Origin of the sequence: Fictibacillus arsenicus (assembly GCF_001999465.1) — a bacterium.
Taxonomy (GTDB): domain Bacteria; phylum Bacillota; class Bacilli; order Bacillales; family Fictibacillaceae; genus Fictibacillus; species Fictibacillus arsenicus.
The window spans coordinates 113716-127814 of the sequence record NZ_MQMF01000003.1 but is presented as its reverse complement, the minus strand read 5'-3'; the positions used below and the strand labels follow the sequence as shown (position 1 = coordinate 127814).

Here is a 14099-nt window from a genome sequence, read left to right as displayed (position 1 = left end):
ACTCAACCCTTTACTAAAGAGTTATAGATTTCTTCATATACACTCACTATTTTTTCAGATAAAAAGTTTTCTCTTACATGCTTAACAGAATTCTCCCTGAATCGGTTATGTCTTTCAACATCTTTCAATAACGATATAGCTTTATCTGCTACAGCAGCTGTGTCTCCTACTTCTACCATGTACCCAGTCTCACCATCAACGATCACTTCAGGAATACCGCCGATGCGCGTTCCAATTACAGGCACACCGCAAGCCATCGCTTCTAACAGAACGAGTCCGAAGCTTTCTTTTTCTGATAACAGAAGTTTCATATCACAAATTGAAAATAGCTCTCCTACATTCTCCTGTTTCCCTAAAAATAAAACATCATCTTCTATGTTGAGTTCACGGACCTGTTCACACGCTACCGTTAACTCAGGCCCGTTTCCGATCAGCAATAACTTTGATGGCATCTCTTTTCTAATCAAAGAAAAAGCTTTGATCACATCCTGGATCCGTTTAACGGGCCTGAAGTTAGATATATGTACGATTACTTTTTCATCATCTTTTATTCCATATGTTTCTTTAAGCTCTGAATTATTATCACGTCTGTAATAAACTCGCTCATCAACAAAATTATGTACTGGAATAATTTCTTTTTGAGTTTTTAGCAGCTGCTCTGTATCCTCTTTTAACTGATGGGAAACGGCTGTTACTGCATCAGATTTTTCGATGCCGAATTTTATCATCTCACTTAATGAAGGATCGTAGCCTAATACCGTGATATCTGTTCCGTGAAGAGTGGTAACAATTTTTATATTGTCATCTAGCATCTGCTTCGCAAGAACAGCGCATACTGCGTGCGGTACAGCATAATGCACGTGCAGAAGATCTAATTTTTCCCGCTTGGCTACCTCTGCCATCTTGCTTGCAAGGGCAAGGTCATATGGAGGATACTGAAAAACCGAATATTGATTTACTTCTACTTCATGAAAAAAAATGTTCGGATAAAATTTCCCGAGACGAAAAGGTATACTGGACGTGATAAAGTGAATCTCATGGCCTCTTTCTGCTAGCAATTTCCCTAGTTCAGTAGCAACCACCCCAGATCCTCCGACTGTAGGATAACAGGTGATTCCGATTTTTAACTTCATAACGATCTCCTTATAAATGGTTGGTCACATAAATTTGTTCCGGAATAAAACCTTCTGCATAAGAAGTACCCGCTTCAAGTCCAAACAGCCTGTCCCTTGCTTCAACGCGTTCAATATAACCGTTTGTGAGCGGTGTATCAACACTGTCTGCCGTTTTTATAAACTGAGAAGGATAGGCTTGCAATGCTTGAATTTTATATGAATATGAATCACTGATATCCAAAAATAACGATGGTCTTTCCGTGCTGTTGATGAAGTAATAGAATATATTCTTCACCTTATGTGCATGTAGTTCATCTGGATCCTTTATATTTTTGATACCAGCTGAAAAAACAGCTTCTTTAACTAATTTAGCGCAATTTCCATGATCAGGATGACGGTCGGCCCAATAAGGAGCAAATACATACTCGGGCTTGAACTTTCTGATACAAGAAACCATTTTCAAGATGAATTCTTCACGTAAGTACAAACCCCTGTCCGGAAGCTGAAGGTTCACTCTATTTTTGACACCTAGAATATCAGCTGCGTCTTTAGCTTCTTGTCTTCTGATCTCAACGCTTCCGTTTGATGAAAGTTCAGCTTCTGTTAAGTCACAGATTATAACTTCACGGGCTCTTTCTGTTTCCTTTTTAATTGCTGCTCCCATTCCGATTTCCACATCATCTGCATGTGCACCGAAAGCTAGCCAGTTTTGAAGGTTCATTTGTTTTCTGACTCTCTTTCATCGATTATTCTGCGCCAGTCTAAGTCTCCTCGTTCCAGCGACTTGATAAAAAGTTCAGCTGAAGCTAAATTTGTTGCCAGCGGAATTTGATAGACATCACACAGACGCATTAATGCTGATACATCTGGTTCATGCGGCTGCGCTGTTAAAGGATCTCTGAAAAATAATACGAGATCAAGTTCGTTTTCAGCAATCAGTGCACCGATCTGCTGATCTCCGCCTAATGGGCCAGACTGCAGCAAGTTTATAGAAAGATTTGTAGCTTCATTTATTTTTGATCCGGTTGTTCCGGTTGCGTATAAAGTATGATCCATTAATATATCTTTATAAGCGATTGTAAAATTAATCATATCGTTTTTCTTTTTATCGTGCGCAATAAGAGCTATTTTCATGATTACACCTCTTATTCCATAATATTTTCAAGTCCATAAACTAGGCCATCTATGTTCATAACACTTTCTACAGCCATTTTCACTCCCGGCATGAAAGACGCTCTGTTCATAGAATCATGGCGGATAGTCAGCAGCTGTCCTTCACCGCCAAACATAACTTCTTGGTGAGCGACTAACCCGGGCAGTCTTACACTATGAATTCGAATTCCCTCTAGGTCTGCTCCTCTTGCACCTTGCAAGTCTTCTTTTTCATCTGGATGCCCTTGTCTCTTTTCTTCGCGGACTTCAGTAATGAGCTGAGCGGTCTTAAGTGCAGTACCTGATGGTGCATCAAGCTTCTGATCATGATGCTTCTCTATAATTTCAATATCAGGAAGATATTTAGCAGCCATCTGTGAAAATTTCATCATCAAGATAGCACCTATCGCAAAGTTTGGTGCGATTATAGCACCTGTATCTTTTTCTTGTGCAAGCTCTGTCAGCCTTTCGAGATCCTCATTTGAAAAACCAGTCGTGCCGATCACCGTTCTTAATCCGTGGTTAAGGGCGATTTCAAGGTGTTTTTTACCAATATCGGGGCGAGTCAGGTCAACTAATACATCTGCTTCCACCGACTGGATACATCGTTCTAAGTCATCGTAGACTGGTGTTTCCATAGAAACAGGAGCACCCTCTAGATCTTTCACTTGCAAACCGTCATTCTTAGAGTCCACTGCAGCTGCCAGTTCGAAATGAGATGCAGCTTCAATCATCTTCAACGCTTCTGTACCCATCTTACCGCGGGGACCTGCTAAAATAATTTTTATTTTATCCATTGTCTCTCTCTCCTTCATCAATCCGTGTCCATCTGTCTTTATCCCGTGTTTGAAATTTATTCATTACTGTACTAAGTGCTTTATCTAAATCTATATTAAGGGAATTTGCTAGGCATATTAAAACAAAGAACATATCTCCAAGTTCTTCTTCTACTGTCTTCGCATCTTCTGATGACTTTTTCGGTTTTTCGCCATAATGGTGATTCACCTCACGAGCGAGTTCACCAAGCTCCTCGGTCAATCTGGCAAGCATTGCAAGAGGGCTGAAGTACCCTTCTTTAAACTGTGATATGTATTGATCTACTATGTCCTGACTTTCTTTTAAAGTACGGTTGGCCATTATGGTGACCCTCCTTATCTTTTTAGTTCCACCTATATGTTATCGGTATTTTTTATGTTTGACAAATTTCATGAAATTTTGATTATAATAGGAAGGCGTGTTTTAAAGAAAAGGCTGTTTCCTAAAAGATTATTGATTGATCAACTCCTTTCAATAACAAAATTAAGAAAGCAGCCTAAAGAAACAACTCGATTTAGACAGAAAAGAGGCATTATATGATTTATCCTATCAAACTAAAAAATATTCTTTTTATCCTACTTGGTTCTGCTATTTTCTCTTTTGGAATTGTTCATATTAATATGACAAACAATTTAGCAGAAGGCGGTTTCACCGGGATCACTCTTATTCTCTATTTTTTATTTTCCATTGATCCTTCGTATTCTAACCTTGCCTTGAACATCCCCTTATTCTTTGTGGGATGGAAGCTACTTGGCAGAAATTCATTCATTTATACAGTGATTGGGACTATTGCGGTATCCGTCTTCTTATTTATCTTCCAAAGATATTCTTCAATTATGATAGATCTGAAAGAAGATATGACACTCGCTGCTCTGTTCGCTGGTGTATTTATCGGTGTCGGCCTAGGAATCATATTTCGCTATGGGGGAACGACCGGAGGAGTTGACATTATAGCACGGCTTGGCCATAAATTTTTAGGCTGGAGTATGGGTAAAACCATGTTTATTTTCGATTTTATGGTAATTGCCATTTCACTTGTTTACTTAAACTATCGTGAAGCAATGTATACTCTTGTTGCAGTATTTATTGGAGCACGTGTGATTGATTTTATGCAAGAAGGAGCTTATGCCGGGAAAGCAGTGATGGTTGTCTCAGAGAAAAACACTGAAATTGCTGCAAATATTATGAAGGAACTCGACCGCGGTGCAACATTATTAAATGGTAAAGGAACTTTCACCGGGCAGCTTCGTGAAGTTCTGTATTGTGTAATTGCGAAGAACGAAATTGTTCGTTTAAAGCAAGTTATCGAAAGAATAGATCCCCATGCCTTTGTAACTGTTAATGATGTCCATGAGGTAATCGGAGAAGGTTTCACTCTAGATGCGGATAAGAACCCTATAGGAAGATAAAAAAACTCCCGAGAAATCGGGAGTTTTGCATTAGTCATCTTGGTTCATTCCTAAGAACATGAATATAAATCGAGCTAATTCCAGCAATGCAACTAGTGCGCCAGCAACGTATGTTAATGCTGCAGCATTTAATACTCTGCGAGCTCCGCGTTCTTCATTGTTGCGAATCATACCAGTTGATACGATCTGGTCCATCGCTCGAGAGCTTGCATTAAACTCAACAGGCAAAGTTACGAACTGGAACAATACAGCCGCTGACATGAAGATTATTCCCAGCAAGAACAAGTTTGTTGCTTGAAAGAAAATACCGCCTAAAATCAATAAGAATGAAAAGTTCGATCCGATATTGGCAACAGGTACAAGTGCGTGTCTGAAACGCAGGAAGGCATAACCTTCAGCATCTTGGATTGCATGGCCTACTTCGTGGGCTGCAACAGCGGCACCTGCAATCGAATTTCCATAATAGTTATCTTCAGATAAACGAACTACTTTGCTGCGAGGATCATAATGATCGGATAGCATTCCTCTAACAGGTTCTACTTGAACATTATACAACCCATTTTCATCTAAAATCTGTCTTGCTACTTCTGCACCTGTTTTACCAGTGCTGTTAGCTACCTTTGAATATTTCTTGTACGTACTTTTAACTCTCATTTGCGCCCAAATGGGAACAATGAGCAAAATAGCGAAGTAGATTAAAAATCCACCCATTTTTTGCATTCCTCCATATAAAAAGCTTTTGTTAGCAACATTTTACGTTTAATAACCATTGCTTGTCAAAGAATTCGCATCAAGGTTATCTCTTTCCAGGCACTCGAAGCTCTTCTTCTTTATCACCTTTATATTTTCTCCAGCCCACATAAAATAATGTCGATGAAATAATTCCGCCTATTGAAAAGATCAGCCAAAACAGCGAAGGCTCTGAATTATCATTTTTAGCGAAAAAAAGAGCTTCAAAGTCTGCAGCAGCTGCTTCAAGTTGTTTCTGGTGTTCGGCATCTGACAAAATTTTATTTCTGTTAGTATCTACATAGGAAACATGTTCATCTAATTTATCAATCTTATCGGGACTTAAATCAACCATCAAAGCAGGTCTAACTGTTTCATACCGTTCTAACAGCAGATTTGCTGCTTGATGAAACGCTGTTGAATTTTGATCACCGATTTCTTTTTCCATGGTAATAAACGGTTCAAGCATCATTAAACCTGTCTTTTTCCATAACGGTTCATAATTGGTTTGCAAGGCATCAACAAGGAGACGGACTTCAGTGAGTTTGTTAAGCTTTTTCTCTTTCGACCATTCCGGATTCTGCAGAGATGTTATAGCATCCGAGAATGTGTATTCTACCAGACGCTTCTGATCAGGTCTTAACGACAGCACATCTTGAATGTGGAATATATTTTCCGAAGTGAACTCTAGAACATCTGCCGCCTCATTATACCTTTCAATTTTACCTAGTTCCCATATTTCACCCGTAAGTTCATTAATCTCTGACCAATCTTTTATAATTGTATGATTCGATGCATAAACAGGCATCGCAGCTAAAGAAACGATACAAAAAATCAATACTGTCCATCCTACCCTTTTCATCCGTTGTCCCTCCTGTACCCTTATACTAAAAAGTATGAGAGCTGGGACAAGGTTAGACCTAATTTAAGGCATTAAAGAAAAAGCTAGTATTTTCTCATTCGCCAGACAAGAACCACAGATAGTACAGAAAGCCAGAAGGTAAAATAGCCGATCGTGTCTTGATAAGGAGCTAAAACTGGATATCTTGGCATCATGCCAAATACATAGTCTACGATCTCGTTATGAAAAAGCCATACCGCAGCCATACCGACATGCCACATTTTAATTTTATAAAAAGGGGCATACAAAAGGCCTTGTACCGCCATTCCGAGATGAGAGAATATAAGCGTATAATTAACGATATTTAAGGGATCTCCGACAAGAGCTCCCCCTAAGTTCATCCCTACTGCCCATATGCCATACTTAAATAATGATGCTGCTGCGAGCGCTTCTAAAAGGCCATTCTGCTGGTTCAGCAAAAAACCTATTAGAACAAACACAAAGAACAGTGATGCTGTCGGACTGTCAGGAACGAACGGAAGAAAATACCATGGAGTTTCAATCAGCTGATAGTAGTACCAAATATAACCGTAAATCGTACCTAAGATATTTACGAGCAGAAGAGTCATTAGAAACCATCGTTCTTTGATGATTGTGAAAATCCACGACATTTTTATGCTCCTTTACTTTTAGAAAAAAAGCCGACCCATACCGAGCCGGCTTTTCACATTATTTCTTTTCAAGTTTTGAGATGAACTCCGCTAACTGTTTTAGCTCTTCATCTGATCCTTTAAACGCGTTTGGAGGCATGCCTGGAGGCTTACCTTCTTTAGCGATTTTCATGATTTCTTCAGGCTTCAAACCTGTACCGATCAATGATGGACCAGAAGCTCCGCCAGTCAGTGTGTTGCCGTGACAGCCAACACAGCTTTGTTTTTGGTAGATCTGATATCCTGGATCATTTTGGTCAAAGCTTACATCAACAATCTTACCTTGAGTCTTTGCTTTTTCCCAATCATGAGTCACAACGGATTCCCATGTTAAATATGTAACGGAAATCAAACCTAATAGCATTAATCCAGTTGCAATCGGACGTTTAGAAGGACGTCTCTCCAATCCTGTATCTAGGAACGGTGCTAACATTAAGGCACCAAATGCCAGACCAGGAATAATTACAGTACCAATCAGAACATAATCCCCTGCCGCATACTTGTACTTCAAGAGCTGGTATAAAAATAAGAAGTACCAGTCTGGTAGAGGAATATATCCAGCATCGGTAGGATCAGCTTTTTTCTCCAAAGGAGATTCATGAACGATAGTTAATACTAGGTAACCGATTAAGAAAACGGCACCAACCATCCACTCTTTTAAAAGAAAGTTTGGCCAGAATGCTTCTGTTTTTCCCGGGAACTCCGAATAGTCTTTCGGTATATTCGGTTTGCGTTCAGCAGGAACACGAGAGTCTCCGACAAACTTCATTCCTTTACCGCGATGCATATATTTCCCTCCTTTGCTCTCATGAAACTTTTAAATCATTGCTGGTTTTTACAACGGTCCGGAAATACCTTGTTTACGGATCATTAAGAAGTGGGCACCCATTAAGCCTAACAATGCTGCAGGAAGGAAGAATACGTGAATCGCAAAGAATCGCGTAAGCGTCTGTGCTCCGATAATTTCTCCGCCGGCAAGGAATGTTTTAGCGATCGGTCCAACTACAGGAATTGTCATAGCAATCTCAATCCCTACTTTTGTCGCAAATAGCGCTTTCATATCCCAAGGCAATAGATATCCTGTAAAACCTAAACCTAACATAACAAAGAAAATAAGTACTCCGACAACCCAGTTTAATTCTCTTGGCTTTTTATAAGCTCCCTGGAAGAATACGCGCAATGTATGTAAGAACATCATTACGATTACAAGGCTTGCGCCCCAGTGATGCATTCCGCGTACGATAACTCCAAATGCCACTTCATTTTGCAGGTAATAAACGGATTCCCAAGCATTCACGATATCAGGCACATAATACATTGTTAAAAACATACCTGAAAGAATTTGAATAACCGTGATAAAGAAAGTTAATCCGCCGAAACAGTAAACAAACGCAGAAAAATGATGTGCGGGGTTTACGTGTTCAGGTACCTCATGGTCTGCAACATCTCTCCAAAGCGGCGTAATATCCAGGCGCTCATCTACCCAGTCATAAATCTTTTGTAGCATTCATTACGCCCCCTTTCTTGGTTTTGCCTTTCCTAAGTAAAGCTTCCCATCTTTCACCTGGCTGTCATACACATCAAGCGGCGCAAGAGGTGCAGTACCCTTTACGTTAGTTCCATCCTTCGTATAGCGCCCTAAGTGGCAAGGACAGAAAAACTGATTAGGGTGTGATGGATCTGTGTTCCAGTCCACTGTACAGCCTAAGTGTTTACAGATTGGAGAAAGTGCGATAATATCACCGTTCTTCGCTTTATAAACCCAGGCAGATTGAGTGACATCAGACTCGTACCAGCCATCTTTTTGTTTGATTTTAAAGTCGAAACGCTTTGGTTCGTTCGATAGCTCTTCTATACTCGTAACCGCTACCAATTTTTGATCAGAACCCTCTTTTAAAATCGGATCAAGGGCGAAACGGACCATTGGCATAAGCATGCCGGCAGCCATAAATCCGCCAACGCCAGTTAATGTGTAGTTTAAGAACTGACGTCTTGAAATATCTTCCTTTGACATTGTTTTCCCCCCCTTATGCTGTAAATAACGGTCCCTCCGGACTTTTACACACATATTACTAGGACATAAACATGATAGCTTAAGTTGTCTTTTACTGTCAATATGAACATGACGTAAATATCATGATTTTATCCCGCGCTGCCAATCATTAAAGATGAGCTGAAAAAGCGGTTTCACTTGTTCTTTAATAACTTCGAGCCTATATTTCTCATCCATACTTTCAAGCGGCAGTGCAGGAACCCAAAAAAGCTGCCCTGTAATAGTATGTTCAAATTCCTTCCAATACACATCACTAGTCATTAAAAAGATATGTTTAAAGTGTCCAGAGGCTGCAACATGGTCTAGCAAACTTTTTAACTGCTCGATTGGTGAATGTTCTTTGACATATGTAAAATTAGGAGATAAAAACATCCTTCCGTGCAGCTGCCGCTCAATTTCACCGCAAAGCATCTCAGTATATTCCCCCATCGTGACACTGCTCTTAAAATCTTGTTTAAAATCGATCGGGGTTAACGGGATTAGCAGACTATCAACATATTCCCCAGACTTTAAAAATACATCTGCATCATTTGTCTTCCATCTCATAATTAAGTCTCCTTACGCTATTCCTTATTCTGCTTTTATCGTACCACAATTCTGCTGGTTTTAACGTTATTCTATGTAAATATACATTAGGGTTGTCGGAATTTGGCGACGAATGCAGACTCGTGGATATCCGACAAAAACTTATGGATTAAGGAAGTAAACTTTTGGATGAAAGGGCCCAACTCGTAGATTGAGGCGGCAAACTTTTGGATTCGGACAGAAAGAAGGCATAATGAACAGCACTTGTTCCATATTTCATCTTGATTTTAACCTTTGATAAACACATAAAAAAGGATGACTCAGCTTTGAGTCATCCTTTCCAATTAAGATGGCTGTTTTTCAAGGTTTTTAAGTTCTGTCGTCCACTTGGTAAAGCTATCATAATCTTTTTGGTCTAATGCTTCGTCGATCTTAGCCATAATATCGTTTTTACGGTAAGTTTCAATAGACTTTTCAAGAATCATTTCTGCCCATATGCCGTACTTTTTGTCCATTGACATATTTTGAGGCAGATGCGGATTCTCTTCCAGTACAGAGGCATATTCAGGTGTCAGTCTCGAAGCATTAAAGTTAAGCTCCAAATAAATTTCTTCTTCCTGATTTAAACGGATATCATGGAAAGATTTTTCTGCATCCGTTGTTAAAACGTTCTGTTTGTAAAAACGGAAAGGTACACCATCTGTACATTGAGTAGACATAATAATAGCCTTAGGACAATATTCTGCCTTTTCAACAAAATGAACTTTTTCCATCAGCTGATCATCACTGACTAAATAATTTAAAAGCCATACACATTCGCGCTTCTTTAACTGATAATGATTAAGGAACCATTTGATAAAATCCTTCTTTTCAAGGACCGAAACGGTGCTGCTCATTGCAATCCCCCCATCATTCAAAAACACGTCTTATTTATAATATTTATATTCTCTCATTGCTTTTAAAATCCTTCTTTGCTTCAGAAAGTTTTAAAATTCTTCCAATCTGTTTAATACATCTTCAATATCCGCTCTCTCAGGACTCATTGCAAGCAAAATTTTCATTATATTTTTAGCTTCTTCCTGTTTTCCGTCTTCTAATAAAAAATATGCATATTCTTCTAAAAACACGGGATCATCCTGAAAAAGCTGGGCAGCTTTTTCATACCATACTAAAGATTGTTTATAATCCTCTGTTTCCTTATAAGCCGTTGCAAGATGCCAATACATAAGAGGAATTTCTTCCTTTGTTTCTGTAAGCGGCTTGTAGAGGCTTATAATATCTTCAAATCTTTCCTCGCGTAAATATTGATCTCCTAATCGCAACAGGGGCTCAATAAGAGCTGGATTTAATTCCAGTGCTTTTTTAACCCATTCTTCACCTTGATCTGGGTAATGCAGCTTATACGCGAGTCTCGCAGCCTGCAAGTATATGTTTTCATTATGTTCGTCTCTTTTCAATCCATCTTGGATAACTTGGTACGCTTCATCCAAAGCTCCTTCTTCTTCATAAGATTCAGAAAGAACACTGTATAGCGTCGTATAATCTGGATCCATATCCTTCAATTCTTCTAGAGCTGAAATAGCTTCTTTAAATTCACCTGCTTTAAAAGCAGTAACTCCATGTCCAAACAAGCTATAAAGATCTTTATGATGGTCAAGGCCTTTTCTGTATAACGGAAGCGCCTCCTCAAATTTCCCTGCACGGCTCAATGCTTCTGCATATCTAAATGAAAGATCTTCGATTTCAGCATTGTTCTCGATGGCTTTTTGAAAAAGCGGCAAACTTGAATCAAATTTTCCTTGTCTTAGATAAAAATCTGCCAATGCATATGAAAGTATAGGGTGTTCGGTATCTTTTTCATGTGCATCTCCTAGTTTTCGTTCTGCAACTTCAGTTAAACCCATTCCTTCATAAAGATCTGCTTGAAGAATTAATGCCCTTAAATACTCTTCGTCATTCTTATCAACCTGCTCTAAATAACTGATTGCTTCTTCATCCATACCTTCATCCAGACAGCATTCAGCAATAGATACGAGGAGTTCTCCCTCACCAGGGTATTTATTCAGCAAGTTATTCAGTATGTTCATAGCTTTTGAAGTGTGACCCCAATCCAGATATACTTCAGCAATCTCAAATTGTTCTGCATCGTTTGCATTTTGTCCTAATTGTTCTAATAGAGACATGCCTTTTTCTACATCTCCATGTTCTACAAGTCTAATCGCATCTTGGATTGTGTTCAATACCTAAAACCCCTTTTTCCCATGTTTTCTTGTGCCTATTATACACGAGAAACAAGAGATTCTCCAAAACGACGGGGCTGAGTTATAATAATTTCTTTTCCGTAACCTTGCTTATTTTCTGATTTATTATCAGAATGGACGATTGTACCTCTTACAACTACTGACCTTATCTTTTCATCCATGCCTTCTCCTGAGAGCAAACAATAATCTGCATCACTGCCAGAAAACAGTCCACCTTTTTGAGGATATATTCCGAGTATTTTTAAAAAAGGAAGCGGAAGCGGCTCATCTTCGTTCAATTTCTTATAAAGAGTAGGTATCTGCATATTTGCTGAAATATCGTTCCATTTTTTGTGCCATATTTTTTTCTTCTTATCTTCTATATCAAAAGGAAACTTCGGAAAGATAACAGTACCATACGGAAAATTAGCTTCTCTGATTCTTTCCCATACTACGCGTGTCATCTGACTGAAATCATCACAGATCAACTCAATAAAAGGAATCTTTTTCTGCTTGCAATAACGGACGACATTTGGAGTGATTTTTTCTGCTGATAGAGAGAGACCGATGCAATAATCGATTGAACTTGATATAAGCAGGTGCCGAGTTCTTTTTAATTCGTGGTCAGCTTCATGGAGATAGTTGATTCTGGCTGAAGTTAATAATGTGGTTGTGCCGCGCTGTGTTTTCTCAACTGTCCGTTTCCTAACATCCTCTACGGTCATTTTATTGATAGACATTAGCGGCGTAATATGACCGGGTATCATCTTAAAACCATGCATCGACATTCTCATAACATTCATTCTAAGAGGCCCTTGTGATACGTATGATATTTTTTGAGAATCTACAAGATAAGAAAATACTGTATTTGTACCAAGCGAATCTAAAGGGCGCTCAATAATATACCGCATAGCTCGCCTCCTTTTATCTCTTTAAGACAAGCTATGATTCTATTATAAAATATATGATAAAAGGAGGATTATTTCTAAAGGCTGTTTTCGCAAACTTTGTTGCTCTGGAAAGTAGTTGATTTCCGCTCCAGGTTGCTTCGCTTTCCGCGGAGCGTGCGGTGAGCCCCTTGCCGCTTTGCGCCATTAAGGGTCTCACCTGACCGCTCGTCCCGCAGGAGTCTCACACCTTCCACTCCAATCAACTAGTCCATGTAGAAAAAACAAAATAACCAAATACAACAACCCTAAGAAAAGAGCTTTAAATAAAATGAGGAAAAATAAACAAAAAAAGTCCTGACATGTAAGCGTTGTCAGGAAAGAATAATATGGATAGGAGTGGAGAGAAACCATATTAACTACATTATAAATAGAGTATTCTGAAAATGCAACACTTTTTTGAAAATTATGAAAATAACCCGAGTGTCTGATCGACACCGGGCTATAAATCAGTTCAAACTTTCTACGAGGGATTCTATATATGCTTCAAGATGTCCTATTATTTCTTTGTTATGTTCTTCTTCACCAATCGTGATTCGAATCATCCTTGGAAAGCCAAGCGCATTTCCTGAACGGACAATGTAGCCTTTCTTCAATAAATAATTAAATGCTGAATCCGCGTCAGATTTTACATCAAGTAATATAAAGTTAGCCTCAGACGGGTAGTAAAGAAGGTCTTTTCTTTCACAGAAAGAATAGAAGAGTTCTAGCCCCTCCCTGTTCTTTTGTTTACACTCAGTGATAAAGCCCTCATCCTCTAATGCTCCTATTGCAGCTGCTTGAGCAAGTCTCGATGTATTAAATGGTTCTCGAGCAGGCTCAATACCTTTAATAATAGATCTATCGGCTATACCGTATCCAATACGCAGCGCAGCTAGTCCATGTGCTTTAGAAAACGTACGCAAAATTACAAGATTAGTATAATCTTTTAAATAATCAATGGTATTCGGATAATCATTTGCCGAAACATATTCAAAGTATGCTTCATCACTAACCACTATGACATCAGATGGGACCTTTTTCATAAATTGAACAAAATCATTTTCGGGTATATAGTTCCCCGTAGGATTGTTTGGATTACAGAGCCAGACAATCTTTGTCTTGTGGTCAATTTCATTAAGCATTGAATCTAAATCATGATTACCGTTAATTAACGGCACCTCTCGAATTTCTGCTCCTTCAATAACTGCATTGTGACGGTATTGAGGAAAAGTGGGAGCAGCCATTACGGTGTTCGTTTCAGGAGATAAATAAGCTCGGCATAGAATTTGAACAACTTCATCTGAACCATTTCCAAAAATAAGCTGTTCTTGTTTAACCCCTAAATAACCAGATAATTTTTCTCTAATCTCAGCTGCATATCCATCCGGATAAACTTGAAGATTTGAAAGTTCTTCAGTTATCTTTTCCTTGGCTAATTTAGAACACCCATATGGATTCTCATTGGAAGCGAGTTTGACTATTTTTTCTAAACCTAACTCACGCTTCACTTCCTCTACGGGTTTACCTGGTTTGTATGGCTGTAGTGATAACAACTGTTCTTTCGGCTGCATTTTCCCACT

The 14099-nt window shown here is 39.0% G+C and carries 17 protein-coding genes; 1 reads left to right on the top strand and 16 read right to left on the bottom strand.

Translation table 11 applies throughout. The features are described 5' to 3' along the window. Positions 1-2 precede the first annotated feature (2 nt). Genes bshA through UN64_RS14640 form a run of 5 tightly spaced genes read right to left on the bottom strand, consistent with a single transcriptional unit; the run spans position 3 to position 3404 of the window. Positions 3-1133 carry an N-acetyl-alpha-D-glucosaminyl L-malate synthase BshA gene (gene bshA / locus UN64_RS14660; protein ID WP_077364071.1) on the bottom strand — a complete coding sequence of 377 codons (1131 nt, stop codon included), beginning with the start codon at positions 1131-1133 and terminating at the stop codon, positions 3-5. Between the two features lie 10 nt (positions 1134-1143). Further along, a complete protein-coding gene (gene bshB1 / locus UN64_RS14655; RefSeq protein ID WP_077364069.1) occupies positions 1144-1836 on the bottom strand; it encodes a bacillithiol biosynthesis deacetylase BshB1 in 693 nt (230 codons plus the stop codon). After that, the gene (gene mgsA, locus UN64_RS14650) at positions 1833-2249 is read right to left on the bottom strand and encodes a methylglyoxal synthase (protein ID WP_077364067.1); all 417 of its coding nucleotides are present in this window, start codon (positions 2247-2249) and stop codon (positions 1833-1835) included. Before mgsA ends, bshB1 begins: the two co-directional genes overlap by 4 nt. Positions 2250-2260: 11 nt before the next feature. Continuing rightward, the gene (gene dapB, locus UN64_RS14645) at positions 2261-3064 is read right to left on the bottom strand and encodes a 4-hydroxy-tetrahydrodipicolinate reductase (RefSeq protein ID WP_077364065.1); all 804 of its coding nucleotides are present in this window, start codon (positions 3062-3064) and stop codon (positions 2261-2263) included. Then, entirely contained in the window at positions 3057-3404 is a 348-nt protein-coding gene (locus UN64_RS14640; RefSeq protein ID WP_077364063.1) for a nucleotide pyrophosphohydrolase, read from the bottom strand. The genes dapB and UN64_RS14640 overlap by 8 nt, the downstream gene beginning before the upstream one ends. 215 nt (positions 3405-3619) lie before the next feature. Here UN64_RS14640 and UN64_RS14635 point away from each other — a divergent pair, with 215 nt between their 5' ends. Beyond that, complete coding sequence (locus tag UN64_RS14635) at positions 3620-4492, top strand: YitT family protein (RefSeq protein ID WP_077364061.1); 873 nt, start codon at positions 3620-3622, stop codon at positions 4490-4492. Positions 4493-4522: 30 nt separating this feature from the next. On the opposite strand, the gene UN64_RS14630 is transcribed toward UN64_RS14635, so the two are convergent. The 11 genes from UN64_RS14630 to hisC all read right to left on the bottom strand — a co-directional run bounded on the left by UN64_RS14630 (position 4523) and on the right by hisC (position 14090). Beyond that, positions 4523-5203 carry a zinc metallopeptidase gene (locus tag UN64_RS14630; protein WP_066290419.1) on the bottom strand — a complete coding sequence of 227 codons (681 nt, stop codon included), beginning with the start codon at positions 5201-5203 and terminating at the stop codon, positions 4523-4525. Positions 5204-5288: 85 nt separating this feature from the next. After that, positions 5289-6083, bottom strand: a complete 795-nt coding sequence (locus tag UN64_RS14625; RefSeq protein WP_077364059.1) for a sporulation protein YpjB — start codon at positions 6081-6083, stop codon at positions 5289-5291. Between the two features lie 83 nt (positions 6084-6166). Beyond that, positions 6167-6733 (bottom strand): lipoprotein heptaprenylglyceryl N-acetyltransferase LhaT, encoded by a 567-nt coding sequence (gene lhaT / locus UN64_RS14620; RefSeq protein WP_077364057.1) that lies wholly within the window; start codon positions 6731-6733, stop codon positions 6167-6169. 58 nt (positions 6734-6791) lie between these two features. Next, complete coding sequence (locus tag UN64_RS14615; protein ID WP_077364055.1) at positions 6792-7559, bottom strand: menaquinol-cytochrome c reductase cytochrome b/c subunit; 768 nt, start codon at positions 7557-7559, stop codon at positions 6792-6794. A 48-nt stretch (positions 7560-7607) separates the two neighbouring features. Beyond that, entirely contained in the window at positions 7608-8279 is a 672-nt protein-coding gene (qcrB, locus tag UN64_RS14610; protein WP_066241815.1) for a menaquinol-cytochrome c reductase cytochrome b subunit, read from the bottom strand. A 3-nt stretch (positions 8280-8282) separates the two neighbouring features. Further along, positions 8283-8786 carry a QcrA and Rieske domain-containing protein gene (locus UN64_RS14605; RefSeq protein ID WP_066290429.1) on the bottom strand — a complete coding sequence of 168 codons (504 nt, stop codon included), beginning with the start codon at positions 8784-8786 and terminating at the stop codon, positions 8283-8285. A 120-nt stretch (positions 8787-8906) separates the two neighbouring features. Continuing rightward, positions 8907-9371: a YpiF family protein gene (locus tag UN64_RS14600; RefSeq protein WP_077364053.1), complete on the bottom strand. Its 465-nt coding sequence runs from the start codon at positions 9369-9371 to the stop codon at positions 8907-8909. A gap of 323 nt (positions 9372-9694) precedes the next feature. Next, positions 9695-10246 carry a ReoY family proteolytic degradation factor gene (locus UN64_RS14595; protein ID WP_066290437.1) on the bottom strand — a complete coding sequence of 184 codons (552 nt, stop codon included), beginning with the start codon at positions 10244-10246 and terminating at the stop codon, positions 9695-9697. 90 nt (positions 10247-10336) lie between these two features. Further along, positions 10337-11590, bottom strand: coding sequence for a tetratricopeptide repeat protein (locus tag UN64_RS14590; protein WP_077364051.1), 1254 nt, complete (start codon positions 11588-11590; stop codon positions 10337-10339). Between the two features lie 38 nt (positions 11591-11628). Next, complete coding sequence (locus UN64_RS14585) at positions 11629-12501, bottom strand: hypothetical protein (RefSeq protein WP_077364049.1); 873 nt, start codon at positions 12499-12501, stop codon at positions 11629-11631. Positions 12502-12986: 485 nt separating this feature from the next. After that, positions 12987-14090 carry a histidinol-phosphate transaminase gene (gene hisC / locus UN64_RS14580; protein WP_077364047.1) on the bottom strand — a complete coding sequence of 368 codons (1104 nt, stop codon included), beginning with the start codon at positions 14088-14090 and terminating at the stop codon, positions 12987-12989. Between the last annotated feature and the right edge of the window lie 9 nt (positions 14091-14099).